Genomic DNA, 23,795 nt, shown 5'->3' on the forward strand with positions numbered 1-23,795 from the left:
TAAAATATCATTTTACCAAACTAAATGCCTTGTGCAATGTGAACACGGAGGATTGAAATCGTGCCATTCGTCAACATTGGCGGCATCACGCTGCACCATCGCCATATCAAGGCGAAGGGAAATGCGCGGCCGATCGTGTTCATCAATTCGCTGGGCACCGACTTCCGCATCTGGGACGAGGTGTTGTCCGAACTGGGTGGCGAAATGCCTGTGTTGGTCTACGACAAGCGCGGCCATGGCCTGTCCGACATTGGTGGCGTCAGCTCGATCGACGAGCATGTCGATGATCTGTCGGGCCTGATCGATCATTTCGAACTGAACAATGCGGTGCTGTGCGGCCTGTCGGTGGGCGGCCTGATTGCGCAAGGGTTTTATGCCCGGCGCCCCGAAATCGTCGACGGCCTCATCCTGTGCGACACCGCCCACAAGATCGGCACGGCCGACAGCTGGAACACCCGCATCGAAACGGTCGAAAGCAAAGGCATCCAGGCCATCGCCGATGCCGTGCTCAAAATGTGGTTTACGCCTGCCTTCCACGCGGACCGTGTCGCCGAGCTCGACGGTTACTGGAACATGATGACCCGGCAAGCCGTCGCCGGCTATGTCGGCACCTGCGCCGCGGTGCGCGATGCCGATTTCACCGAGGCCGCGCAGGGGATCGCGGTACCCACGCTTTGCGTCGTTGGCGACCAGGACGGCTCGACGCCGCCGGATCTCGTCCGCTGGCTGGCCGATCTGATCCCAGGCGCACATTTCGAAATCATTCGTGACGCCGCGCACATCCCTTGCGTCGAACAGCCCAAGGCGCTGACCACCCTGATCCGCGATTTCGTCGCGGCGCTTCCCCTGAGAAAGCAGACCCATGGATGAACTGCCCAAAAACGAAACCAGATACCAGACCGGGCTGACCGTCAGGCGCTCGGTGCTCGGCGACCCGCATGTTGATCGCAGCGAGGATGCCGTCACCGATTTCGACCGGCCGTTCCAGGAACTGATCACCGAGGCAGCCTGGGGCACTGTGTGGACGCGTCCGGGCTTCAGCAGGCGCGAACGCTCGATCGTGACGCTGGCACTGCTGGCCGCCCTTGGCCATGATGAAGAGGTCGCCATGCATGTGCGCGCCACCGCCAACACCGGTGCGTCGCGCGACGATATCTGCGAAGCGTTCCTGCATGTCGCGATCTATGCCGGCGTGCCGGCCGCCAACCGCGCCTTCAGGATCGCCAAGGAGGTGTTTTCGGAAATGGACGGAAGCAGGGCTGGCCATGCCAGCTGATGCCGGCTCGAACCGCAGGCCCGAGAGCGGCGCCTTCTTCCAGCGCGACCGCGGCTGGCATCCGCCGGCGCTGACGCCCGACTACAAGACGTCGGTGCTGCGCTCGCCGCAAAAGGCGCTGCTGGCCTTCGACAACACGGCGTCGGAAATCACCGGTCCGGTGTTCGGCCACGCCATGCTGGGCGAACTCGACAATGACCTGATCCACAATTTCGCAAAGCCCGGCGAGAGCGCCATCGGCGAGCGTATCATCGTCTATGGCCGCGTGCTCGACGAGCGCGGCCAGGGCGTCTCCGGCGCGCTGCTCGAATTCTGGCAGGCCAATTCAGGCGGCCGCTACCGCCACAAGAAGGACGGCTATCTCGCGCCGCTCGATCCGAATTTCGGCGGCTGCGGCCGCACCATCACCGATGCCGATGGCGGCTATGCCTTTCGCACGGTGAAGCCCGGTCCCTATCCCTGGCCGAACGGGCCCAATGACTGGCGGCCATCGCACATCCATTTCTCGGTGTTCGGCCACGGCTTCGCACAGCGGCTGATCACCCAGATGTATTTCGAGGGCGACCCGCTGATCTGGCGATGCCCGATCGTGCGCGGTATCCGCGACAAGGCGGCGATCGAGACGCTGGTAGCGGCGCTCGACATGCAGGCGACGATCCCGTTCGACGCGCGCGCCTACAAGTTCGACATCGTGTTGCGCGGACGCCGCGCCGCGCTGTTCGAAAACCGTCCGGAGGGCAATTGATGGCGCAATCGCTGACCCGGCTGAAGGAGAGCCCGTCGCAGACCGCCGGGCCCTACGTGCATATCGGGCTGACGCCGAATTTCGGCGGTATCGGCGGCGTCTACCCGACAGACCTGGGCGCCACGATGCTCAACGACAACGCCAAGGGCGACCGCATCGGTTTGCGCATTCGCGTGCTCGACGGCACCGGCACGCCGCTCAGGGATGCGTTGATCGAGATCTGGCAAGCGGATGCCAATGGCTTCTACAATTCGCCGGCCGAATTGCGCGGCGATGCCGATCCGGATTTTCAGGGCTGGGGCCGTCAGCCGACCGACATGGAAACCGGCCTGTGCAGTTTTCAGACGATCAAGCCGGGACGCGTGCCGTATGGCGACGGCCGGCTGATGGCGCCGCATATCAGCCTGTGGATCGTCGCCCGCGGCATCAATATCGGCCTCCACACGCGGCTCTATTTCTCCGACGAGGCCAAGGCCAATGCCGAGGATCCGATCCTGGCCCGCATCGAGCACAAGGTGCGCGTGCCGACGCTGATCGCCGAGCGGCAAGGCGACGACTATATTTTCGACGTCCATCTCCAGGGGGAGAAGGAAACGGTCTTCTTCGACAGCTGACGGTCAGGAAACCAATGACATGACCGTATCGCCCTTCGACCATCCGCTGCTTTCCGGCCTGCTCGGCGACGAGGAGGCGGCTCGGCATTTTTCGGTGGATGGGGAAATCGCCGCCATGCTCGATTTCGAGCGCGCGCTGGCGCAAGCGGAAGCCGAAAGCGGGATTATCGGCACGGATGCCGCCGCGGCGATTATACCTGTCCTGTTGTCATACAAGCCGGACACCGCGCGGCTGCGGGCCGGTGTGGCGAAGGATGGCGTGATCGTGCCCGAACTGGTGCGCCAGTTGAAGGCAGCGGTCGGCGCGCCGCACGACGCCGGCGTGCATTTCGGCGCAACCAGCCAGGACGTCATCGACACTGGCCTGGTTCTTCGGCTGCGCCGGCTCATTGAACATCTCGACCTGCTGCTGACTGAGAACATTTTGCGGCTGGTGGGGCTGGAAGAACGTTTTGGCAGCCGTGCATTGACAGCGATTACGCGCATGCAGCCGGCGATCCCAATTCAGGCGTCGGACCGCGTGGCGGTGTGGCGCACGCCGCTGCAACGGCATCAGCAGAGACTCTCGGAGCAATCCAAGGGTCTGCTGGTAGTGCAATTCGGCGGCGCCGCCGGCACGCTGGAAAAGCTCGGCGACAAAGGCCCCGCAGTGCGCGCCGCCCTTGCCGCAAAGCTTGGCCTTGGCGATGCGCCGCAATGGCACAACCAGCGCGATGCGCTGGCCGAATTCGCCGGGCTGCTATCGCTCATCACCGGCAGTCTCGGCAAGTTCGGCCAGGACGTTGCGCTGATGGCGCAAGGTGGAACCGACATCAAGCTGTCCGGCGGCGGCGGCTCGTCGGCCATGCCGCACAAGCAGAACCCGGTGAAGGCGGAAGTGCTGGTGACGCTGGCGCGCTTCAACGCCACCCAGCTTTCCGGCATGCACCAGGCGCTGGTGCATGAGCAGGAGCGCTCCGGTGCTGCCTGGACGCTGGAATGGCTGCTCTTGCCGCAAATGGCGATAGCGACCGCGGCTGCGCTACGGCTCGCCGCCGAACTCGCCGGACAGATCGAAAGCCTGGGACACTGATGCGCACAAAGATCGTCATTGTCGGCTCCGGACCGTCCGGGCTGCTGCTTGGCCAGCTTCTCGGCACCATTGGCGTCGAGACGGTGATCCTCGAACGTTCGAGCCGGCAGCATGTGCTTGGCCGGGTGCGGGCAGGGGTGCTCGAACAAGGCACCGTCGAGTTGCTCGAAGAGGCGGGCGCAGCTGTAAGGCTGCATGCCGAGGGCCTGCTGCATGCCGGCATCTCGCTTGCCTTCGGCGGCGGCCTGCACCGGCTCGACCTCACGGCACTGACTGGGGGAAAGCATGTCACCGTCTATGGCCAGACCGAAGTGACGCACGATCTGATGGACAAGCGCGAGGCGGCCGGGCTGACCACCGTCTATGAGGCGGCCAACGTCGCGCTGCATAGTTTCGATGGCGAGGCGCCTTACGTCACCTACGGGAAGGACGGCGTCGGCCATCGCATCGACTGCGACTTCATCGCCGGCTGCGACGGCTATCACGGCGTTAGCCGCAAATCGGCGCCTGGGCGGGCGCTGAAAACCTTCGAGCGGACCTATCCCTTCGGCTGGCTCGGCGTGCTGGCCGAAGTGCCGCCGGCCGATCACGAACTGGTCTACGCCAACCATGAGCGGGGCTTTGCGCTATGCTCGATGCGGTCGACGCATCGCAGCCGCTACTATGTGCAGGTCCCCGCTGACGAACAGGTCGAGTCCTGGAGCGACGATCGCTTCTGGGACGAGTTGCGCAGTCGCCTGCCGGAAAAGACCGCAGCCGCCGTCGTTACCGGCCCGTCCTTCGAAAAATCGATCGCGCCGCTGCGCTCCTTCGTAGCCGAACCGATGCGCTTCGGCCGGCTGTTCCTGGTCGGCGACGCCGCCCATATCGTGCCGCCGACGGGCGCCAAGGGGCTCAACCTCGCCGCCAGCGACGTGCGCTATCTCTTTGCCGGGTTTCGCGAATTCTATCTGGACAAGTCGCCGGCCGGGCTCGACGCCTATTCAGCCAAAGCGCTGGCTCGGGTGTGGAAGGCGGTGCGCTTCTCCTGGTGGATGACGACGATGCTGCACCGCTTTCCCGATACGGGCGAGTTCGGCCAGCGCATCCAGGAAGCCGAGCTCGACTATCTCGTGCATTCGCAAGCGGCGTCGACCGCGCTGGCTGAAAACTATGTCGGTTTGCCCTATTAAGGGCGGTGCAAACTCAAACCCGTTCAAGCGCCACCGCGATGCCCTGGCCGACGCCGATGCACATGGTGGCCAGCGCATAGCGGGCGCTGCGCTCGCGCAGTTCCAGTGCCGCGGTGCCAGTGATACGCGCGCCCGACATGCCCAAGGGATGACCAAGTGCGATGGCGCCACCATTGGGGTTGACGTCCTCCGCATCCTCGGCGATGCCGAGTTGGCGGAGCACGGCGATGCCTTGGGAGGCGAAGGCTTCGTTGAGTTCGATGACATCGAATTGCTGCGGTGTCAGGCCGAGGCGAGCGCAGAGCTTTTGTGTCGCCGGGGCAGGGCCGATGCCCATGATGCGCGGCGCCACGCCGGCAGCAGCGCCGCCGAGAACGCGGGCGATTGGCGTCAGGCCGTATTTTTTCACAGCCGCTTCGGAGGCGATGATCAGCGCCGCCGCGCCATCGTTGACGCCCGATGCGTTGCCGGCGGTCACCGTGCCACCTTGCCGGAACGGCGTCGGCAATTTGGCCAGCGACTCGACCGTGGTGCCGGCGCGCGGATGCTCATCCTTCGATACGATAATCGCGTCGCCCTTTTTCTGCGGGATCGTCACCGGGGTAATCTCCTTCGCCAGCCGGCCATTGGCCTGTGCCGCGACGGCCTTGTCCTGGCTGCGCACGGCAAAGGCGTCCTGGTCGGCGCGCGACACTGAAAAATCCTCGGCGACGTTCTCGCCGGTCTCCGGCATGGAATCGACGCCATATTGTTTCTTCATCAGCGGGTTGATGAAGCGCCAGCCGATGGTGGTGTCATGGATCTCGGCATGGCGTGAAAAGGCGGTCTCGGCCTTGGGTATGACGAAGGGCGCGCGGCTCATCGATTCGACGCCGCCGGCGATCATCAACTCGGCTTCGCCCGCCTTGATGGCGCGGGCGGCAATGGTGAGCGCGTCCATGCCGGACCCGCAGAGGCGATTGACGGTCGAGCCTGAAATTTCCTTCGGCAGTCCGGCCAGGAGCAGCGACATGCGGGCTACATTGCGGTTGTCCTCGCCGGCCTGATTGGCGCAGCCATAGACGACGTCGTCGACAGCCTGCCAGTCGATGCCGGCATTGCGCTCGACCAGCGCCTTCAGCGGGATGGCGCCAAGATCGTCGGCCCGCACCGACGACAGCGAGCCGCCGAAACGGCCGATCGGGGTGCGGATGTAATCGCAGATGAATGCCTCGGTCATGTCATGCGGCCTTTTCTTTTCCGCTTCCCTCATGCGCCGCCTTGGTGCGGGCCTGCAGGTCGCGCAATGTCGTCAGCTCGAGTTCCGTCGGCGCCGGCGTTTCGTCAAGCGCCTCGGCGAACTTTACGATCCAGCCACAGCTGTCCTGCACCTCAAGCCGCGTTGCGCCGGGATGCAACGACACCACGGTGAATTCCTTGCTCATCGGGTCGGGCTTCCAGATGGCGAGGTCGGTGATCAGCAGCGTCGGTCCAGCGGTGTCGATGCCTAGGCGCTGGCGGTGATCGCCCCCATCGCCATGGCCGAAGGAGGTGAAGAAGTCGATCTTCTCGACCATGCCGCGCTTGGACTGCGCCATGGTGATGTAGATCTCCTTCGACGAGGTGGCGATCTCCGGCGCGCCGCCGCCGCCGGGCAGGCGGGTCTTGGGATGCGCATAGTCGCCGATGATGGTGGTGTTGATGTTGCCGAACTTGTCGAGCTGGGCGGCACCGAGGAAACCGATCGAAATGCGGCCGCCCTGCAGCCAGTAACGAAACATCTCCGGCACCGAGACGGTCGTGACGGCGGTATCGCAAAGTTCGCCGTCACCGATCGACAGCGGCAAAACATCGGGCGCGGTGCCGATGGTGCCACTTTCATAGATCAGCGTGATGTCGGGCGCATGCGTCAGCCGCGCGACGTTGCAGGCGGCTGACGGCGCGCCAATGCCGACGAAGCAGACATCGTCGTTTTTCAGGGCTCGGCTGGCGGCAATCGTCATCATCTCATTGGGAGTAAAGCCGCTCATCCCGCGCTCCTCAGATGCTTTACGCGGCCGGCGAAATCGTCCGCCGTGCGATCGAGGACATTGGCCTGCATCCAGGTCTGGAATTTTTCGCGGTCGGCGGCGATGTCGTCCCATTCGAGATAGGCGGCGTTGTCCCTGGCATAGTAGCCGTGCGTGTAGGAGGGATGCGAACCGCCTGATACCACCGAGATCGCAGCGATGGTCCAGCGCGGCAGCACGGTGAGGTTGGGATGCAGGTCGTCGAAATCGTCGACGACTTCCTCTACCGTCACCACGGCGCGCTTGGCCGCGAGCACCGCTTCCTTCTGGATGCCGATAATGCCTTCGACCAGAACATTGCCTTTTTTGTCGGCCTTCTGAGCGTGGATGAAGGTCACGTCCGGTCGGATGGAAGGAACGGCGGCAAGCACCTCGCCGGTGAACGGGCAGGTGACCGAGCGGATGTTGGGATTGACTGCCGCCAGCCCGGCGCCGCGATAGCCGCGGAACACCGCGCAAGGCAGGCCGGCAGCTCCCGCCTCGTAGGCGTTGGCCATGCCGGCATGGCTGTGCTCCTCGATCTCGATCGACCGGGGGAAGCCGTTCTCGATGGCGTCGCGGGCGCGGCGCAGCAGGCCGACGCCGGGATTGCCGACATAGGAGAAGATGATCTTCTTGGCCATGCCCATGCCGATCATCTGGTCGTAGATCAGGTCGGGGGTCATGCGGATGAGCGTCAGGTCGCGAAAGCTCTGGCGGATGGCCTCATGCGCCGCCGCCGTCGGGATCAGATGCGTGAAGCCTTCGAAGGCGACCGTATCGCCATCATGCAGGTTCTCAGCCACGGCCTGTTTGAGCGGCAGGAAATTGACCATCGCCAAGAACTCCGAAGTTCAAAAAGTTCGTATTGCGAACATTTGTTTTGTATGAGATATTTTTACATCGCGCCGCCGAGACGAGTCAAGGCGGCGCATTGTCTTGCGGAGGCCGCATGGAGGACAAGGCAAAGACGCGCGACCATGTCGGCTCGCTGGAGCGCGGCCTTGCAGTCATGGAGATACTGGCCCGGCATCCGGCCGGGATGACGCTGACCGAAATGGCGGAGGAGGCGGGGCTGACCCGCGCCGGCGCGCGTCGCTTCCTGCTGACGCTGACCGCCACCGGCTATGCCACGCAATCCGGCCGGCAGTTTTCGCTGTCGCCGCGCCTGCTCGCCATCGTGCGCTCTTGGCTCGGCGGCGCCTCGCTGTGGACATTCGCGGCATCCATCATGCGCGACGTCGCGGGCCAATTCGACGAGGCCTGCAACGCTGCGGTGCTGTCAGGCGAGGATGTCGTCTATGTCGCGCGCATTCCCGGCCGCCGCATCCTCAGTGTTTCGCTCGATGTCGGCACCAGGCTGCCGGCGCATTGCACCTCGATGGGGCGCGTCCTGCTGTCGGGGCTGGGCGCGGATGAGTTGAAGGCCTTCCTTGCAGAAGCCAAGATCGAACGGCGGACGCCGAAGACGATCACCAGCCGCACCGCGCTGGCCAAGGCCATCGACGCGGCGAGGGCGGGTGGCTTTGCCGTCGTCGATGAAGAGCTGGAGCTTGGCCTGCGCTCGATCGCGGTGCCTATCTGTGACCGCGCAGGCAAGACCGTGGCGGCGATCAACGTCTCGGCGCAGTCGGCGCGGTTCTCCGTCGAGGCGATGGAGCGGGATATCCTGCCAGCGCTGCGGACGGCCAAGCAACAGATTGAGGAATTTTTCTTCGTGTGAGCGCAAGGCTAATCGCCTGAGGGAAGCGCTGCCCCCGCTCTGTCTCGGAGACGGGACGCCCTACGCGGTTAGCGTCGCCATGCGAACAAACGATGCCCTGGGGCACCTGAGCACAACGCATATCGTTGACGCCGCCCTTCAACTCCAATATCGAACAGGACTATACAGGTTTACTGAACAGGTACCCATATGAAGCGGCGCGCGGTTCAACTTTCTCCCGGCACGGGCAAGCCCGAGCAGATCGCCACCGTTCTCGAACATGAGATCCGCTCCGGCGTGCTTGGCTTCGGCGACCGCCTGCAAAGCGAGAACGAACTCGTCCAGCGCTTTTCCGTCAGCCGCAACACGGTCCGCAAGGGCCTCGAGGAGTTGTCCAGCCGTGGGCTGATCACGACCAAGGTCGGCATCGGCTCCTTCGTCACTTTCGACGGCAAGCCGGTCGATGACAGCATTGGCTGGTCGCGGGCGCTGGCCAATGCCGGCGCCAATGCCGAGACGCGGACGCTGCGGCTTGAAGTGATCGAGGATGCCGATCTTGCCGCGCTGCTTGGCATCGAAAGCCCGTTCTTCATCGCCGTCGATCGGGTGCGCACCAATGCCAGCGACGGCCATGCGATCTCCATCGAACGCAGCCGCCTGCCGCTGTCGCCCGAACTGGAGGACGTGCCGCTGCGCGGTCTGCGCGAAGGCTCGCTGCACCAGACGCTGCGCGGCGCCGGCCTCATCCCAGACCATGGCGAGGAATGGGTCGGCATCGAGATGCTGAATGCCGAAGACGCCGCCATTCTCGGCTGCCCGCAAGGCACGCCGTTCCTGCGCGGACGCCGGCTGACGCGTGCGGCTGACGACCGGCCGATCGAATATGTAACCAGCCTGCTCAACCCGGCGCATTTCGCGCTGCATATGAGGTTTTGAGCGATGCCGGACAGAACCAACGACACGCTCGATCGCGCCATGGGCGCGCTTGTCGGTGGGGCGCTCGGTGATGCGCTGGGCATGCCGACGCAGCTTCTGTCGCCGGCGCGGATCGCCGAGCTATACGGCCATGTCGAGGATTTCGTGGCGCCGTTTGCCGATCATCCGGTGTCGAAGGGGCTCGTTGCCGGCACCATCACCGACGATACCGAACAGGCGCTGCTGCTTGGTCGCATTCTCGTCGAGTCCGGCGACCGCTTCGATCATGCGCGCTGGGTGAACGCACTGCTCGACTGGGAGCGCGAGGTCAAGGCGCGCGGCAGCTATGACCTGCTGGGACCATCGACCAAGCGCGCCATCGACGCCATCAATGACGGCGTGCCGGCGGAAGAGGCGGGAAGCCGGGGCGACACCAATGGCGCGGCCATGCGCATCGCGCCGGTCGGCATCATGATGCCGCTGGAACCGCTCGACGCTTTTATCGCCAAGGTGGCGGAGACCTGCCGCGCGACGCACAACACCTCGATCGCCATTGCCACGGCTGCCGCCGTCGCCGCCGCCGTCAGCCGTGGCGTCGCCGGCGGCGACTGGCGTGCCGCTTCCGACAGCGCGGTAGCAGCCGCGCGGCGAGGCGCCAGGCTCGGACATTGGGTGACTGGTGGCGATATCGCCGCGCGTATCGCCTGGGCGCAGGAGCTCGTGCGCGGCAAGACCACGCGGGATGCGATCGGGCTCATCACCGATCTCGTCGGCACCGGTGTGGCCAGCCAGGAGTCCGTGCCGGCAGCTTTCGCCGTGCTTGAAGTCGCGCAGGGCGATCCCTGGCAAGCGGCAATCATCAGCGCCAATCTCGGCGGCGACACCGACACGATCGGCGCGATTGCCTCAGGCATGGCCGGCGCCTGCGTCGGCTTTTCGCAACTGCCGCAACAACACATTGCCGGGCTCGTCGGCATAGATATGGGGGAGGTGCGCTCGCTTGCCGAAGACCTCGTCGCGGCGCGCACGGCAAAGGCCAGCAAGGATGCCGCGGCATGAGTGGGCGTCTGGTCCATATCGGCAGCGCCGTCGTCGACTATGTCTACCGCATCGACGCCTTGCCGGCGCCGGGCTGCGAGAAGACCGCGTCGAGCTTTGCGCAGGTCGCCGGCGGCGGCTTCAACATGATGGTCGCGGCCAGCCGCACCGGCATGACGGTTGTGTTCGGCGGCCAGCTCGGCAGCGGACCGAATGGTGATTTCTTGCGCGCCGCGTTTGCGGCCGAAGGCATCATAACGCTGACGTCGCCATCGCCGGTCATGGACAGCGGCAATTGCGTCGCCATGATCTCCGGGGATGCCGAGCGCACCTTCGTGTCGTGGCCCGGTGCGGAGAGCTTTCTCAGCCTCGAGATGATGAGGCCCGTGGTGGTCGCGCCTGATGATTGGGTGTTCACGTCGGGCTATACGCTGAGCTATTCCGGCAGCCGCGACGCGCTGACCGACTGGATCGAGGCGCTGCCAGAAAACATTCCCTTCGTTTTCGATCCAACGCCGGTCATCGCGGATATCCCACGTCCCATCCTTTCGCGGGTGCTTGCCCGTACGACATGGCTGAGCTGCAACATGACGGAAGCGGTCGAGATCGCTGGGCAAGGCGATGTCGAGGCACTCGCCGCCCGGCTGCTCGCCGACCACTGCCCAAAGGCCGAAGGCGTCGTTATCCGCGCCGGCGCCAAGGGCTGTTTCGTGAGGTTGGTCAATGGCGAGACGCAGACCATTGCCGGCTTCAAGGTCGATGCCATCGACACCAATGGCGCCGGCGACACCCATATCGGCGGTTTCGTCAGTGCACTCTCGCGCGGCGTGCATCCCTTCGAGGCGGCGCGCTATGCCAATGCGGCGGCAGCACTTTCCGTCACCCGCCATGGCGGCTCATCGGCGCCGACCGACAGCGAGATCCAGACTTTCCTGAGCCAGGCCGCCACGGGCGAGCCGGGCCAGAACCAGAAGGCCCATCAGACAGCCTGACCCGCCAAGCGGGCAAACAAGAGAGGAACGAACATGCGCATGCCAAGACTGACTGCCCTGCTGACGGCGACCGCCGTCATCACCTCCGCGCTCACGCTGGCCGCCAGTGCCGCCGAAGTGCATGTGCTCAACTGGAAGGGCTACGGCGCCGACGAGCCGTGGGCGATCGAAGCCTTCGAAAAGGCGACCGGCAACAAGGTCGTCAACGACTTCTTCAATTCCGAACAGGAAATGCTGACCAAGATCCGCACCAATCCGGGCCTCTATGACGTGGTCATGATCAACGCCGCCTTCAACGATCAGGCGATGGCGGAAAAGCTGATCCAGCCGATCGATGTCTCGAAGCTGCCGAACTATGCCGACATCAGCAAGGACAAGGCGCAATCGCCGATGCTCGACCATGACGGCAAGGTCTATGGCGTGCCGTGGGTGTGGGGCCTGACGGCGCTGGCAATCAACGAAAAGTCCTTCGACAAGCCACCGACCTCGATCGCCGAAATGTGGGACCCAGCGCATAAGGGCCGGGTCGTCATTCGCGACGACGCTGTCGAAGCGGTGCAGTTCGGCGCCATCGCCACCGGTCAGAATATCAACGACATCAAGGATATGGAAGCGGTCAAGGCGAAGCTGACCTCGCTGATGCCGCAGATCAAGACGTTCTGGAGTTCGGAGAACGACTGGAACCAGATGGTCGCCTCCAACCAGATCGACATCGGCACCTATTGGAGCGGCTCGGCCGATCGCGCCAAGACCCACTTCAAGCTGCCGGTCTCGCTGGTCGTTCCGCAGGAAGGCGCCGTCGCCTGGCTCGACGCGTTCTCGATCCCGGTGGGCTCGAAGAATGTCGAAGGTGCGCAGGCCTTCATCAACTGGATGATCGATCCGAAATTCTATGTCGAATGGGTCACCAAGGTCGGCGCTCCGGTGTCGGCCAACACCAAGGCGGTGGAAGCGCTGCCTGAAGACTCCTTCAACCGCAAGGTGATGGGCGATCCCGAGGTGGCCAAGCGCATCCAGTTCCAGGCGCCGATCACCGACGCGCAGCGCGAGGCCTATCTGGCGCTGTGGCAGCAGCTCAAAGTCGACGTGAAGTAACGCTCACGTCCGGACCAGCCGGCGGTTGGCGCCGGCTGGCCCTTCAATCCTGGGGAGGAGGGTATCATGGCGGTACAGGGTGCGGTCGCGTCGCGCAGCGGGCTGAGATCGGCCCTGCCGCTGCTGGCGCCGGCCTATCTCTGGCTGACGGTGGCGATCTTCCTGCCGCTCTCGGCCATGGTGTTCTTCTCCTTCATGACCGACCTGCCGCTGTCGGGAAAGCCGTGGGCCTTGACCCTTGGCAATTACGCCGCCTTCTTCTCGCAGAGCCTGTACCTGACGCTGCTGCTCGCTTCGCTGCGGCTCGGCCTCGAAGTGACTTTGTGGTGCGTCGTCATCGGTTATCCCGCAGCCTATATGTTGGCCAAGGTGCTGAAGGGGCGCAGCCGCGAGGCGATCTTCCTGCTGGTCATCCTGCCGTTCTGGTCGAACGGGCTGGTGCGCATCTTCTCCTGGTCGATGGTGCTGCGCGAGGGCGGCATCCTCGACACGGCGCTCAACGCCGTGCTGCCGTTCAATATCAACATCGACCTGATGTATTCCTACCCCGCAGTCATCATCGGCCTGGTGCACTCCTACGTGCCCTACATGGTGCTGACCTGTTACCTCACTTTGCAGGCCATCGACGACTCGCTGATCGAGGCCGGACGTTCGCTGGGCGCCTCGCGGCTGCAGGTGCTGAAGCGGGTGATCATCCCGCTGTCTATGCCCGGCCTGGTGGCAGGTGCGGCACTGATCTTCGTGCCGGTCGTCGGCTCGTTCATGGAGCCGCGCATTCTCGGCGGTCGCACCGGCACCTTCTACGGCACGGTGATCGAAGACCAGTTCGTCGCCGTGTTCAACTGGCCGCTTGGTGCGGCATTGTCGTTCATCCTGCTCGCCGTCGTGCTGGTCATCCTCGCAGTTGCCTCGCCGGTGCTGAAGAGGGCCGCGTGATGAAGACCACCCGCATCCTCCAAGGGCTGGGCCGGTTTTACATCTTCCTGCTGCTCGCCTTCCTCTATCTGCCGATCATCATCATGGCGCTGATGTCGTTCAACGTCTCGCCCTTCTACCAATTGCCGTTCGAATGGACGACGGAATGGTATGCCTCGCTCTGGCAGAACGACCAGCTGATCGCGGCGACCTGGAACAGCCTCGAGATCGCGGTCATCACCACGCTCATCTCAGTGGTGCTTGGCTCGGCCGCTTCGCTAGCGCTATTCCGCTATGATTTCCGCGGCAAGAAAGTGCTGCAGGCGCTGCTGTTTCCGCCGATCGCCATTCCGTGGCTGATCACCGGCACGGCGATGCTGATCTTCTTCTTCGGCGTCGGCATTGGCCGCGGCCTGTTCGCCATCCTGCTCGGCCATGTGGCGCTGGCGCTGCCCTATGTCATCGTCGTCGTCTCGGCCCGGCTGCAGACTTTTGCACCGGAGCTGGAAGAGGCGGCGCGCTCGCTCGGCGCCAACCAGTGGCAAGTGACGAGGCGTGTGACGCTGCCGTGGATCATGCCCGGCGTCATTGCCGGCGGCTTGTTCGCATTTGCCGTGTCGTTCGACCAGTTCGTCGTCTCCTACTTCCTGGCGACGCCGGGCCAGACGACGCTGCCGGTCGAAATCTACGCCGCGATCCGCAAGGGGTTCACGCCCGAGATCAACGCGGTCTCGACCATCATCATCGTCGTGTCGATGGCGCTGATGCTGCTCACGGCGCGCTTCTTCAAATTCGGCGGAGAGAAATAATGGCCGGCGTGCAGGTATCGAACGTCTCCCGCAGTTTTGGCGCGCACAAGGCGCTGGACCACGTCTCCATCGATTTCGCCGATGGCGGTTTCTATGGGCTGCTTGGCCCCTCGGGCAGCGGCAAGACCACGCTGCTCAGGCAAATCGCCGGCTTCGACTTTCCCGACTCCGGCCGCATCGCCATTGGCGGCGAGAGCGTCGAACGGGTGCCGGTCGAAAAGCGGCGCATCGGCATGGTGTTCCAGAACTATGCGCTGTTTCCCAATATGAGCGTCGCCGATAATGTCGCCTTCGGCCTGTCGGTGCGCGGCGAAACGAAAGCGACGATCGCCACCGAAGTGCAGCGCGCGCTCGATCTGGTTCAGCTCGGCAAGCTCGGCGAGCGCCGGCCGCACCAGCTCTCCGGCGGCCAACGCCAGCGTGTGGCGCTGGCGCGCGCCATCGTCACCAAGCCGCGCGTGCTGTTGCTCGACGAGCCGCTCGGCGCGCTCGACAAGGCGCTGCGCGTCGACATGCAGATCGAGCTGAAGCGCATCCAGCGCGAGATCGGCATCACCACCATCTTCGTCACCCACGACCAGGAAGAGGCGCTGACGATGAGCGACCGCATCGGCATATTGCGGGACGGCAGGCTCGTGCAGGAAGGGCCGCCGGAGGAAATCTACGACCGGCCGAAGAGCGAATTCGCCGCCACCTTCCTTGGCGACGCAAACATTTTTCGCGGCGATGCGACCGGCAACGGCATCCGGCTGCCTGACGGCACGGCGATCGCCGCCGGGGTGGGTGATCGGCTTGCCGCCGGTACGAAGGCCAGCTGCGCCGTGCGTCCCGAACGCATTCGCATCGCGACCGATGCCGGGGTTGCGGATGCGGCCAATGCCAACGCTCTGAAGGGCCAGATCTCCAAGCGCATTTTCGCCGGCAACAACAGCACCTATTTCGTCGAGCGTGCCGGCCAGACGTTGAAAGTCATCGTCCAGAATACCGGCAGTGACCGGCTGGCCGAGGGCCAGAATGTAATGCTCAGCTGGTCGCCGGAAAGCACCGTGCTGATTGCCGCAAACTAGTTCGCACCGTCACCCCGGCATGGTTCTGATGGGAATTGATGGAGCGGACCTTGGCTGATGGGCCGGCCATGGCGTTATATCCTGTCGTCCAAGGGAGGAATGGATGGCAGGCCAGGGTTTCGAGCCGGATGTGAGGGTTCGCACTAGCGAATACCGGATCGGTTGCATCGGCGCCGGCATGATCATGGCCGAATGCCATCTTGCCGCCTATGCGCAGGCCGGTTTCCCAGTCGTCGCCATCGCCTCGCGCACCAAGACCAGCGCCGAGAAGGTGGCGAAGCGCTGGAGCATTGCGACCGTCCACGACACACCGGAACAGCTGATCGAGGATTCTGAGGTCGAGATCGTCGACCTTGCCTTTCCGCCCGACCAGCAGCCGGCGCTGATCCGCCATGCGCTGAAGCAGCCTCACATCAAGGCGATCCTGGCGCAGAAGCCACTGGCGCTGTCGGTCGATGAAGCCGTGAAGCTGCGCGACGAGGCAGCCAAGTCAGGCAAGATCCTCTCGGTCAACCAGAACATGCGCTACGACCAGTCGATGCGCGTCCTGAAGCAGATCATCGACAGCGGCGCGCTGGGCGACATCGTCTTTGCGCAGATCGACATGCATGCGATCCCGCACTGGCAGACTTTCCTTCAGGACTACGACCGGCTGACGCTCGCCAATATGAGCGTGCATCATCTCGACGTGCTGCGCTTCCTGTTCGGCGATCCCTCGGAAATCACCACGCTGACACGCAAGGACCCGCGCACGACATTCGAGCATAGCGACGGCATCACCGTCTCGACGCTGCGCTTTCCCTCCGGCGTGCTCGCCGTGTCGTTGGAGGATGTCTGGTCCGGACCGCGCCAGGAGGGCTATCTGGACGACCAGCACATCAACTGGCGCGTCGACGGCACCAAGGGTGTCGCGAAGGGCACCATCGGCTGGCCGAAAGGCGCTGCCTCGACGCTGACCTATGCGTCGACCGAGACGACGGATGGCAAGTGGGTCAGCCCGAGCTGGGACACGATGTGGTTCCCGCATGCCTTCATCGGCGTGATGGAGCAATTGCAGCATGCGGTGAAGACAGGCGCGCCGCCGGCGCTCTCCGTCGCCGACAACGTCAAGACAATGGCACTGGTCGAGGCCGGCTATCGCTCGATCCACGAGGGCCGCACCGTCAAGCTGTCCGAGATATCGATCGACTGAACATGCCGCCGAATAGCGTGGCGGCTGAATCGCTCACAGGGAGGAGTTCACATCATGATGCAGGCAGGTATATTCACCGGCTATTTCCCCTATGAGCTCGCCGAGGCCGCCCGCCGCATCCGTGCACTCGGCTTCAACACGGTGCAGCTCGACATGCATTTCAGGGATGTCGATCTCACGGCCGGGCAGATCACCGGGGACAAGGCGAGGACAGTGCGCGACACGTTTCGCGACCACAATCTGCCGGTCTGCTGCATCTCGGGCTACACCAACATCATCCATCCCGACAAATCCGAGCGCGAGAAGCGCGTCGGCTATCTCAAGGAAATCATCCGCAATGCGCGCGACTTCGGCTCGCCCTACGTGATCTCGGAGACCGGCACCTACAACACCGAATCCGACTGGGTGCATCATCCCAAAAACAAGACCGAGGAAGGCTTCGAGGAATGCCGCAAGGTGATCTCGGATCTTGCCCAGACGGCTTACGACCATGGCGCGGTGTTCCTGCTCGAAACTTATGTCAACAATGTCGTCGGTTCGGTCGAGGAGACGGTCAAAATGTTCGCGCAGGTCGACCATCCGGGCCTCGGCCTGCTGATGGATCCGACCAATTATTTCGAGGCGCACAATATCGACCGCATGGACCAGGTGCTGAACCAGGTGTTCGACACGCTGGCCGACAAGATCCGGATCGCGCATGCCAAGGATGTGAAACGCTCCGGCAGCGACAAGACGGAAAAGCATGCCGATATCGGCGATGCGGATGCGCATGAGGGGCTGACCTTCCGCGGCGTCGGCGAGATCGAATTGCCGGCGCCCGGTCTCGGCTCGCTCAACTACGACCTCTATCTGAAGCGGCTCAGCGAAAAGCACCCGAACATCCCGGTCATCATCGAGCATCTGACCGAGGACGACGTGCCGCGCGCAAAGACATTCCTCGACGGGAAATTCCGCGCCAACGGTCTCTAAGGGCAGGGCGAGACGGTGATGCCGACGGCCAAGACAAAGCGCGATTACGGCCTGGTCGGCGAAAGCACCCGCCGGGCGATCGAGACCGGGCTGGCCTCGGCCGAGTGGTATCACACCGACGTGCCGCGCAAGGCAATGAAGGAACTGATGCAGCGCTCCGACGGGCCGGCGATCCGCGATACCATCATCTGGATCGCAGCCATCCTGGGCTCGGCCGCCGGCATCATCTGGTTCTGGGGCACGTGGTGGGTGGTGCCGTTCCTGCTCGTCTATGGCGTGCTGTATGGATCGTCGAGCGACTCGCGCTGGCATGAATGCGGCCATGGCACCGCTTTCCGCACACGCTGGATGAACGATGCGATCTACGAAATCGCCAGCTTCATGGTGGTGCGCAATCCGGTGCAATGGCGCTGGAGCCATGTGCGGCATCACACCGACACGATCATCGTCGGCCGTGACGCCGAGATCGCGGTAATGCGGCCGCCAAATCTGGTCAAGGCGGCGCTTGCCTTCACCGGCATTCTCGATTTCCGTTATTCGCTGCCGATCCTGGCGCGCCAGGCGTTGGGCAAGCTGTCGGACGACGAAAAGAGCTACATTCCTGAGACCGAACAGGGCAAGGCCATCACGGCGGCGCGCTGGCATGTCGCCGTGTACGTTGCGACGATCGCCCTCGCGATCGCGCTGGGTTCATGGCTGCCGCTGGTGCTGATCGGCCTGCCGCGTCTTTATGGCAGCTGGCACATGGTTCTGACCGGCCTGCTCCAGCATATCGGGTTGGCCGACAATGTCGTCGACCACCGGCTGAACACCCGCACCGTCTACATGAACCCGGTCAGCCGCTTCATCTACTGGAACATGAATTACCACGTCGAGCATCACATGTTTCCGATGGTGCCCTACCATGCGCTGCCGAGGCTGCACGAGCTGATCAAGCACGACCTGCCGGCGGCGAACCCGTCCATGTGGCATGCCTATCGCGAGGTCTGGCCGGTGCTGCTGAAGCAGCTGCGGTACGAGGATTATTTCCTCAAGCGCGAATTGCCGCCGACGGCGCGGCCCTATCGCGGTGAATTTCACGAGCTCGATATGTCGGCGGCGGCCGAGTAGCGAATAAACCAGCCCGCCTTCTATCCGGCCTGTTACGGGGCCGGTAAGGTGACCGGGAAAAGCAACCAGCCAACAGGGACATCCCGATGAGCCGAAAGAGACCGACCGTCGCCGATCTGCGCGCCATGAAGGGCAAGCGCCAGCTGACCATGCTGCGCGTGCTGACCATGGACGAGGCCGAGGCCGCCGAGCGGGCAGGGGTCGATATCGTCTCGGTGCCGCCCGAGCTGGTGCTCAACCCTGAGTATCGCGATGCGGCGCCCAGCCTGTTCACCATGCCGGGCGAGAATTTTTATGAGATCGGCACGGCGGACGATTTCCTGCACTGGGCGTTCCGGCTCTACAAGGCTGGCGCCGACGCCGTTTATTGCAGCGCCGGTTTCGCCACCGTGAAGCGGCTCGCCGACGACGCGATCCCCGTCATCGGCCATGTCGGCCTCATTCCGTCCCGCGCCACCTGGACCGGCGGCTTCAAGGCCGTCGGCAAGACCGCCGACACCGCCATGCAGATTTTTGAGGCGGTCAAGCAGTATGAGGCCGTTGGAGCGCTTGGCGCCGAGATCGAAGTGGTGCCGGTCGAGGTGGCGAAGGCGATCTCGGAACGGACCTCGCTGATCATGCTGTCGATGGGTGCCGGCACCGGCTGCGACGCGCAGTATCTGTTCGCCGACGATATTCTTGGCCAGAACCGGGGCCACATGCCGCGCCATTCCAAGGTCTACCGCAACTTCGCCGCCGAGTACGATCGCCTGCAGGCCGAACGCGTCGCGGCGTTTTCCGAGTACGTTGCCGACGTCGATAGCGGCGCCTATCCGGAAGACAGGCATGTCGTGCGCATGGATCCGGCCGAGCTCAGCCTGTTCATGAAACGGGTGGACGCAAAGGGCTAACTACTCGGCCTCCTTGCCGATCATCGCTGCACCTTGCCATGTTCCGTCAGCGAGCATGGCATGGAGCACCTCGGCCTCCGTTCCCAGCGGCCGGTCCTCCCTGAGCATCGCTACATGCGCGCGCACCGCGGTATGGACCGCTGCTGTGCCGGGCGCCAGCTTGAGACCGTCGCGCAGGTCCACGGCCTGTGCGGCGGCCATCAGTTCGAAGGCGATCAGCCGTCGCCACAGCGCGATCATCCCGGCGCATTTCGACACGGCAAGCGGCGTCTGCGTGGCGTGGTCCTCTACGCCTTCGGACACGGCCAGGAAATCCAGCATCACCGGATTGGCCTTGTGGCGGATGCCGGCCAGGATTGCCGTTGCGGTCTTTTGCAGCGGCACGAAACCGGCCGAGGCGCCGCCGACCGGCGACAAATATTTTGGCAGGCCGTTGCGGCCGGAGCCGGCGAGCTGGATGAAGCGGGCAACGCTTGCCGCGGCACATTGCGCGATCGCCAGGCCGAGCGTCTCGAAGGCAAGCGCCAGCGATGCGGTGTGGAAATTGCCGGTCGACAGAACCAGCCCGTCATCGCCCAGCACCAGCGGATTGTCGGCGGCGGCATTGAGTTCGATCTCCAGCGCCAGCCGCGCCTGATCGATCGCCTGGATCAATGCACCATGGATCGACGGCATGCAGCGGATCGACAACGGGTCCTGCAAGGTGGTCGGCGCCGGCTCCTCGTCACGGGCAAGCAGGTCGCGCAGGCCCTTGGCCGCGAGTTGCTGGCAGGCTGCCGGCCGCGCCAGATGCACGCGCGGATCGAGGATGGTGCGGTTGGCGCCAAACCCTTCCATGGTCAGCGCGCCGGCCTGCTGCTGTTGCGCAAAGGCCGACAGCGCGTCGGCCAGTACCAACGCGCCAGTGCCGGCTGATACCGCCGAGGCGTTGATCAGCGACAGGCCGTCTTTCGGCGCCAGGCTGATCGGAGCCAACCGCGCCATCATCAACGCCTTGGCCGCCGGCATGCGCCGACCCTGATAGTCAGCTTCGCCGTCGCCGGTCAGCAGACGGGCGAGCGCCGCCATCAGCACGAGATCGCCGGCGCCGATCGAGCCCAACTGCGGCATTACCGGATGCACGCCTGCATTGAGCGCATCGACAAGGGCGGTGAAAGCCGCCGGCGAAATGCCGGAGCCGCCGACTGCCAGCATCGCTGCGCGCGCAAGCATGGTCGCCCGCACCGCCTCTTGGGGCAACGGTTCGCCGACAGCGCCGCTTCGCCCTTCCAGCAACTGGCGCTGGAAGGCGCTGGCATCGCCCTCGACCGATGTGCCGAGATTGGCGCCGAGCCCGGTGTTGAGCCCATAGATTTGCTGACCGGACGCGGCGACCTGATCGAGCACTTTTCGCGCTTTGTCGAGCCTCTCGATGACTGTCGGTTCAACCTCGACCTTGCGGCCGCCGCGGGCGACCTGCGCAACGTCCTCGACGCTGACGCCGGCGCCGGTGAGGACGAGCGCGCTCATGCGAAGCGCAGCCTCTGGCCGATGCCTTTATCAGCAGCCTTGGCCAGCATCGCCTTGCCCAGCGCAATGTCGGACAGCGACAGGCCGCGATGCCAGAACAGGATCGTCTCGTCGTCGCTCTGGCGTCCCGGCTTGAGACCGGCAGCGATCTGGCCGAGCTCGGCGTGCAGCGTCGCTTCGCCCAGCCGCCCGGTCTCGACATGGGCGCGCAGCGAGCCGAACTTGCCGCCTTTGCACTGGCCCCAGTCGTCGACGACCATTTTCTGCATGATGTCGGTCAATGACAGCTCCACCGCGCTCATCGTACCATAGGGCACGACCAGCGCACCGGGCTTGATCCATTCGGTCTTGAGCAGCGGCTGCGGCTCCGGCAGCCGCGAGGCCTCGACGACGATGTCGGCGCCCTTGACGCAGCTCTCCCAGTCGGCAACCGCGGTAACTTTCTTGCCGAGATCGGCCGAGAGTTTGGCAGCGAAGCCGTCGCGGCTTTTCGGGCGGCGCGAATGAACGCGGATCTCGTCGAAGTCGAAGAGATGGTCGAGCAGGCGGACATTCCAATAGGCGGTGCCACGTGCGCCGATATGGGCCAGCACCTTGGAGTTCTTGCGCGCCAGATGTTTGGAGCCGATAGCGGTGACGGCGCCGGTGCGCATGTCGGTGATGACGGTGGCGTCGAGAATGGCGCGCGGCGTGCCGGTGCGCGGATCGAACAGGTTTAGAATGCCAAATTCTGAAGGGAGCCCGTGCAGATAATTGTCGACATAGTCGCCGACGATTTTCACGCCCGCCGTATCGAGCGGCGCAACGTAGCCGCGCAGAACGTTGAAATGGCCATGGAAGGAAGGGTCGGGTTCAAGATGGACGCGCGGCTCGATCACCGTCTGGCCATTGCCTTGCGCGATAAGCCCGGCTTCGACAGCGGCAATGATTTCGCCGTCGGTCATCTCCAGGGCTTCGATATCTAGGGCATTGAGGTAGTCGATATAGATAGGCTTCATGCAATGTCCTTGGCCGCCCGCCCATCCATAACAGGCTGCGAGCCGACACGGAAGTTTGTTGGATAAGCTCTGGACGGGGCCAGCCATATGCTGTTCAACGCGGTTCGCTATGACTGCCGTTCCCGACACCGAGGCCTCCGCCGCAACCGCCAGCAATGCGCGGCGCGTGGCGTTGATCGTTGCCATCGCGTTTTTCATGCAGCTGCTGGATTCGACGATCATCTCGACCTCGCTGCCGCAGATGGGACAATCCTTCGGCGTGACGGCGGTGGCGATGAGCATCGGCATCACCGCCTACATGCTGACCATGGCGGTGTTCGTGCCGCTGTCGGGCTGGCTTGCCGACCGCTTCGGCGCGCGCAACATCTTCCTGCTGGCGATTGTGCTGTTCACGCTGGCCTCGCTGGCCTGCGGCTTCTCGCAAAATCTGCCTCAGTTCGTTGCCGCCCGTGTCGTGCAAGGCCTGGGCAGCGCGCTGATGACGCCGGTCGGGCGCATTCTGGTGCTGCGCAATGCGTCGAAGTCGGAGCTGCTCAACGCCACGGCGCTGATCACCTGGCCGGCGTTGTTTGCGCCCGTGGTCGGGCCGGTGCTTGGCGGCTTCATCACAACCTATCTCTCCTGGCACTGGAATTTCTTCATCAACATCCCGCTTGGGCTGGTCGGGCTGGCGCTGGTCGCGCGCTTCATTCCGGGCGACCGCGCGGCCGATCCCAAGCCGCTGGATTGGCCGGGGTTTTTCCTCACGTCGCTGGGGCTCGCGCTGCTGCTCTACGGCCTTGAGCGCATCGCACATCCGGAAGACGGCGCTTTGCCCGCCGTGCTGCTGATTGCCGCCGGCATCGTCATCGGCTGGCTGGCGGTGCGGCATCTCCGGCGCGCGCCGCATCCGCTGCTCGATCTCAGCGCGTTCAGGGTGCAGACCTTCGCCATCTCGACGCTTGCCGCCGGCACCATTTTTCGCGTGGCGATCAACGCCACGCCGTTCCTTTTGCCGCTGCTGTTTCAGGTCGGCTTTGGCCTTTCGCCGGTCGATGCCGGCTTGATGATCCTGGCCTACTTCCTCGGCAATCTCGGCATGAAGACGGTGACGACGCCGACGCTGCGGCGCTTTGGTTTTCGCACGGTCATGGTCGTCAACGGCCTGATCGCCTCGGCCTCGATCATGGCCTGCGCGGCGATCTCGCCGGAGACGCCGCAGGCGCTGGTGGTAGCGCTGATGCTGATCGCCGGCCTGACGCGCTCGATGCAGTTCACAGCGCTGAATACTCTGGCCTTCGCCGATATCGATGCGGCGCAGCGCAGCTCGGCGGCAACTTTGTCGTCCATGCTGCAGCAGATGTCGATGCTGTTCGGCGTAGCGGTGGCGGCTGCCATTCTGAACCTGTCGCAGATCGTCAGGCACCGGCCGGCGCTCGACCTCGTCGATTTTCGCATCGCCTTCCTGGTCATCGGCGCCATCGGGCTGGCGGCGGCGTTGCGGTTCCTCGTGCTGCCGCCCGGTGCAGGCGCCGAAGTTTCAGGCCACACGTCCAGGACCTGAATTCGCAATTTTCGCCGCTCAGGCGGCAATTAATTCCGCCTTGTGCTTTCGCCTCAGAACGGCACCTTCGCGCATACGCGCAATGGTGCAACCAAATGCCAAAAGCGCAGCCTTTTCCTAGGATTGCGCCAGTTCTAGCAATCGG

24 protein-coding genes are annotated in these 23,795 nt (G+C 64.1%); 19 read left to right on the top strand and 5 right to left on the bottom strand.

Going from position 1 to position 23,795, the window contains the following annotated elements:
* The first annotated feature begins 60 nt into the window (after window positions 1-60).
* From pcaD to pobA, 6 genes are read left to right on the top strand one after another with little or no spacing between them, the layout of a single operon-like run.
* Window positions 61-870, top strand: a complete 810-nt coding sequence (gene pcaD, locus ACYG9Y_RS06125; RefSeq protein WP_023696241.1) for a 3-oxoadipate enol-lactonase — start codon at window positions 61-63, stop codon at window positions 868-870.
* On the top strand, window positions 863-1,276 hold the full coding sequence (pcaC, locus tag ACYG9Y_RS06130) for a 4-carboxymuconolactone decarboxylase (protein ID WP_023714835.1): 414 nt from the start codon (window positions 863-865) through the stop codon (window positions 1,274-1,276). The genes pcaD and pcaC overlap by 8 nt, the downstream gene beginning before the upstream one ends.
* Window positions 1,266-2,021, top strand: a complete 756-nt coding sequence (gene pcaH, locus ACYG9Y_RS06135; RefSeq protein WP_023739487.1) for a protocatechuate 3,4-dioxygenase subunit beta — start codon at window positions 1,266-1,268, stop codon at window positions 2,019-2,021. Before pcaC ends, pcaH begins: the two co-directional genes overlap by 11 nt.
* Window positions 2,021-2,635 carry a protocatechuate 3,4-dioxygenase subunit alpha gene (gene pcaG / locus ACYG9Y_RS06140; RefSeq protein WP_023668155.1) on the top strand — a complete coding sequence of 205 codons (615 nt, stop codon included), beginning with the start codon at window positions 2,021-2,023 and terminating at the stop codon, window positions 2,633-2,635. Before pcaH ends, pcaG begins: the two co-directional genes overlap by 1 nt.
* Before the next feature lie 19 nt (window positions 2,636-2,654).
* Window positions 2,655-3,707, top strand: coding sequence for a 3-carboxy-cis,cis-muconate cycloisomerase (locus ACYG9Y_RS06145; protein WP_023739486.1), 1,053 nt, complete (start codon window positions 2,655-2,657; stop codon window positions 3,705-3,707).
* Entirely contained in the window at window positions 3,707-4,879 is a 1,173-nt protein-coding gene (gene pobA / locus ACYG9Y_RS06150; protein WP_023739485.1) for a 4-hydroxybenzoate 3-monooxygenase, read from the top strand. Before ACYG9Y_RS06145 ends, pobA begins: the two co-directional genes overlap by 1 nt.
* 13 nt (window positions 4,880-4,892) lie before the next feature.
* On the opposite strand, the gene pcaF is transcribed toward pobA, so the two are convergent.
* The 3 genes from pcaF to ACYG9Y_RS06165 are packed head-to-tail and all read right to left on the bottom strand — an operon-like array spanning window position 4,893 to window position 7,742.
* A complete protein-coding gene (pcaF, locus tag ACYG9Y_RS06155; RefSeq protein WP_023739484.1) occupies window positions 4,893-6,098 on the bottom strand; it encodes a 3-oxoadipyl-CoA thiolase in 1,206 nt (401 codons plus the stop codon).
* Window position 6,099: 1 nt separating this feature from the next.
* Complete coding sequence (locus ACYG9Y_RS06160) at window positions 6,100-6,888, bottom strand: CoA-transferase subunit beta (RefSeq protein WP_023739483.1); 789 nt, start codon at window positions 6,886-6,888, stop codon at window positions 6,100-6,102.
* Window positions 6,885-7,742 carry a CoA transferase subunit A gene (locus tag ACYG9Y_RS06165; protein ID WP_023739482.1) on the bottom strand — a complete coding sequence of 286 codons (858 nt, stop codon included), beginning with the start codon at window positions 7,740-7,742 and terminating at the stop codon, window positions 6,885-6,887. The genes ACYG9Y_RS06160 and ACYG9Y_RS06165 overlap by 4 nt, the downstream gene beginning before the upstream one ends.
* A 116-nt stretch (window positions 7,743-7,858) precedes the next feature.
* On the opposite strand from ACYG9Y_RS06165, the gene ACYG9Y_RS06170 reads away from it, so the two are divergent.
* The 12 genes from ACYG9Y_RS06170 (at window position 7,859) to ACYG9Y_RS06225 (ending at window position 19,600) form a co-directional block, all read left to right on the top strand.
* Window positions 7,859-8,629 carry an IclR family transcriptional regulator domain-containing protein gene (locus ACYG9Y_RS06170; RefSeq protein ID WP_023739481.1) on the top strand — a complete coding sequence of 257 codons (771 nt, stop codon included), beginning with the start codon at window positions 7,859-7,861 and terminating at the stop codon, window positions 8,627-8,629.
* Between the two features lie 189 nt (window positions 8,630-8,818).
* Window positions 8,819-9,544 (top strand): GntR family transcriptional regulator, encoded by a 726-nt coding sequence (locus ACYG9Y_RS06175; RefSeq protein WP_023687928.1) that lies wholly within the window; start codon window positions 8,819-8,821, stop codon window positions 9,542-9,544.
* 3 nt (window positions 9,545-9,547) lie between these two features.
* On the top strand, window positions 9,548-10,582 hold the full coding sequence (locus tag ACYG9Y_RS06180) for an ADP-ribosylglycohydrolase family protein (RefSeq protein WP_023714832.1): 1,035 nt from the start codon (window positions 9,548-9,550) through the stop codon (window positions 10,580-10,582).
* A complete protein-coding gene (locus tag ACYG9Y_RS06185; RefSeq protein ID WP_023714831.1) occupies window positions 10,579-11,553 on the top strand; it encodes a PfkB family carbohydrate kinase in 975 nt (324 codons plus the stop codon). Before ACYG9Y_RS06180 ends, ACYG9Y_RS06185 begins: the two co-directional genes overlap by 4 nt.
* Window positions 11,554-11,586: 33 nt before the next feature.
* A complete protein-coding gene (locus ACYG9Y_RS06190) occupies window positions 11,587-12,648 on the top strand; it encodes an ABC transporter substrate-binding protein (RefSeq protein ID WP_023687931.1) in 1,062 nt (353 codons plus the stop codon).
* 66 nt (window positions 12,649-12,714) lie between these two features.
* Window positions 12,715-13,584, top strand: a complete 870-nt coding sequence (locus ACYG9Y_RS06195; RefSeq protein WP_023739480.1) for an ABC transporter permease — start codon at window positions 12,715-12,717, stop codon at window positions 13,582-13,584.
* A complete protein-coding gene (locus ACYG9Y_RS06200) occupies window positions 13,584-14,372 on the top strand; it encodes an ABC transporter permease (protein ID WP_023687933.1) in 789 nt (262 codons plus the stop codon). Before ACYG9Y_RS06195 ends, ACYG9Y_RS06200 begins: the two co-directional genes overlap by 1 nt.
* Window positions 14,372-15,439, top strand: coding sequence for an ABC transporter ATP-binding protein (locus tag ACYG9Y_RS06205; RefSeq protein WP_023712103.1), 1,068 nt, complete (start codon window positions 14,372-14,374; stop codon window positions 15,437-15,439). Before ACYG9Y_RS06200 ends, ACYG9Y_RS06205 begins: the two co-directional genes overlap by 1 nt.
* A 103-nt stretch (window positions 15,440-15,542) precedes the next feature.
* A complete protein-coding gene (locus tag ACYG9Y_RS06210; protein WP_352608507.1) occupies window positions 15,543-16,631 on the top strand; it encodes a Gfo/Idh/MocA family protein in 1,089 nt (362 codons plus the stop codon).
* 54 nt (window positions 16,632-16,685) lie between these two features.
* Window positions 16,686-17,600, top strand: a complete 915-nt coding sequence (locus ACYG9Y_RS06215; protein ID WP_023668170.1) for a sugar phosphate isomerase/epimerase family protein — start codon at window positions 16,686-16,688, stop codon at window positions 17,598-17,600.
* A gap of 18 nt (window positions 17,601-17,618) precedes the next feature.
* Window positions 17,619-18,710 (top strand): fatty acid desaturase family protein, encoded by a 1,092-nt coding sequence (locus tag ACYG9Y_RS06220; protein ID WP_023739938.1) that lies wholly within the window; start codon window positions 17,619-17,621, stop codon window positions 18,708-18,710.
* Window positions 18,711-18,796: 86 nt separating this feature from the next.
* A complete protein-coding gene (locus tag ACYG9Y_RS06225) occupies window positions 18,797-19,600 on the top strand; it encodes a 3-methyl-2-oxobutanoate hydroxymethyltransferase (protein ID WP_023705642.1) in 804 nt (267 codons plus the stop codon).
* Here the strand turns inward: ACYG9Y_RS06225 and ACYG9Y_RS06230 are convergent, their stop codons facing one another.
* On the bottom strand, window positions 19,601-21,109 hold the full coding sequence (locus tag ACYG9Y_RS06230; protein ID WP_023739937.1) for an HAL/PAL/TAL family ammonia-lyase: 1,509 nt from the start codon (window positions 21,107-21,109) through the stop codon (window positions 19,601-19,603). It abuts the gene before it with no gap.
* A complete protein-coding gene (locus ACYG9Y_RS06235) occupies window positions 21,106-22,107 on the bottom strand; it encodes an ornithine cyclodeaminase family protein (RefSeq protein ID WP_023739936.1) in 1,002 nt (333 codons plus the stop codon). Before ACYG9Y_RS06235 ends, ACYG9Y_RS06230 begins: the two co-directional genes overlap by 4 nt.
* Before the next feature lie 109 nt (window positions 22,108-22,216).
* On the opposite strand from ACYG9Y_RS06235, the gene ACYG9Y_RS06240 reads away from it, so the two are divergent.
* Window positions 22,217-23,650, top strand: a complete 1,434-nt coding sequence (locus tag ACYG9Y_RS06240; protein ID WP_023696221.1) for a DHA2 family efflux MFS transporter permease subunit — start codon at window positions 22,217-22,219, stop codon at window positions 23,648-23,650.
* Window positions 23,651-23,795: the final 145 nt, after the last annotated feature.

It is taken from the genome of Mesorhizobium sp. W050 (assembly GCF_054719535.1).

What these genes read in the sequence shown, in the direction of transcription:
- pcaC (WP_023714835.1), top strand. Translation starts at nt 863, where the DNA reads ATGGATGAACTGCCCAAAAACGAAACCAGATACCAGACCGGGCTGACC.
- pcaH (WP_023739487.1), top strand. Translation starts at nt 1,266, where the DNA reads ATGCCAGCTGATGCCGGCTCGAACCGCAGGCCCGAGAGCGGCGCCTTC.
- pcaG (WP_023668155.1), top strand. Translation starts at nt 2,021, where the DNA reads ATGGCGCAATCGCTGACCCGGCTGAAGGAGAGCCCGTCGCAGACCGCC.
- ACYG9Y_RS06145 (WP_023739486.1), top strand. Translation starts at nt 2,655, where the DNA reads ATGACCGTATCGCCCTTCGACCATCCGCTGCTTTCCGGCCTGCTCGGC.
- pobA (WP_023739485.1), top strand. Translation starts at nt 3,707, where the DNA reads ATGCGCACAAAGATCGTCATTGTCGGCTCCGGACCGTCCGGGCTGCTG.
- pcaF (WP_023739484.1), bottom strand. Translation starts at nt 6,098, where the DNA reads ATGACCGAGGCATTCATCTGCGATTACATCCGCACCCCGATCGGCCGT.
- ACYG9Y_RS06160 (WP_023739483.1), bottom strand. Translation starts at nt 6,888, where the DNA reads ATGAGCGGCTTTACTCCCAATGAGATGATGACGATTGCCGCCAGCCGA.
- ACYG9Y_RS06165 (WP_023739482.1), bottom strand. Translation starts at nt 7,742, where the DNA reads ATGGTCAATTTCCTGCCGCTCAAACAGGCCGTGGCTGAGAACCTGCAT.
- ACYG9Y_RS06170 (WP_023739481.1), top strand. Translation starts at nt 7,859, where the DNA reads ATGGAGGACAAGGCAAAGACGCGCGACCATGTCGGCTCGCTGGAGCGC.
- ACYG9Y_RS06175 (WP_023687928.1), top strand. Translation starts at nt 8,819, where the DNA reads ATGAAGCGGCGCGCGGTTCAACTTTCTCCCGGCACGGGCAAGCCCGAG.
- ACYG9Y_RS06180 (WP_023714832.1), top strand. Translation starts at nt 9,548, where the DNA reads ATGCCGGACAGAACCAACGACACGCTCGATCGCGCCATGGGCGCGCTT.
- ACYG9Y_RS06185 (WP_023714831.1), top strand. Translation starts at nt 10,579, where the DNA reads ATGAGTGGGCGTCTGGTCCATATCGGCAGCGCCGTCGTCGACTATGTC.
- ACYG9Y_RS06190 (WP_023687931.1), top strand. Translation starts at nt 11,587, where the DNA reads ATGCGCATGCCAAGACTGACTGCCCTGCTGACGGCGACCGCCGTCATC.
- ACYG9Y_RS06195 (WP_023739480.1), top strand. Translation starts at nt 12,715, where the DNA reads ATGGCGGTACAGGGTGCGGTCGCGTCGCGCAGCGGGCTGAGATCGGCC.
- ACYG9Y_RS06200 (WP_023687933.1), top strand. Translation starts at nt 13,584, where the DNA reads ATGAAGACCACCCGCATCCTCCAAGGGCTGGGCCGGTTTTACATCTTC.
- ACYG9Y_RS06205 (WP_023712103.1), top strand. Translation starts at nt 14,372, where the DNA reads ATGGCCGGCGTGCAGGTATCGAACGTCTCCCGCAGTTTTGGCGCGCAC.
- ACYG9Y_RS06210 (WP_352608507.1), top strand. Translation starts at nt 15,543, where the DNA reads ATGGCAGGCCAGGGTTTCGAGCCGGATGTGAGGGTTCGCACTAGCGAA.
- ACYG9Y_RS06215 (WP_023668170.1), top strand. Translation starts at nt 16,686, where the DNA reads ATGATGCAGGCAGGTATATTCACCGGCTATTTCCCCTATGAGCTCGCC.
- ACYG9Y_RS06220 (WP_023739938.1), top strand. Translation starts at nt 17,619, where the DNA reads ATGCCGACGGCCAAGACAAAGCGCGATTACGGCCTGGTCGGCGAAAGC.
- ACYG9Y_RS06225 (WP_023705642.1), top strand. Translation starts at nt 18,797, where the DNA reads ATGAGCCGAAAGAGACCGACCGTCGCCGATCTGCGCGCCATGAAGGGC.
- ACYG9Y_RS06230 (WP_023739937.1), bottom strand. Translation starts at nt 21,109, where the DNA reads ATGAGCGCGCTCGTCCTCACCGGCGCCGGCGTCAGCGTCGAGGACGTT.
- ACYG9Y_RS06235 (WP_023739936.1), bottom strand. Translation starts at nt 22,107, where the DNA reads ATGAAGCCTATCTATATCGACTACCTCAATGCCCTAGATATCGAAGCC.
- ACYG9Y_RS06240 (WP_023696221.1), top strand. Translation starts at nt 22,217, where the DNA reads ATGACTGCCGTTCCCGACACCGAGGCCTCCGCCGCAACCGCCAGCAAT.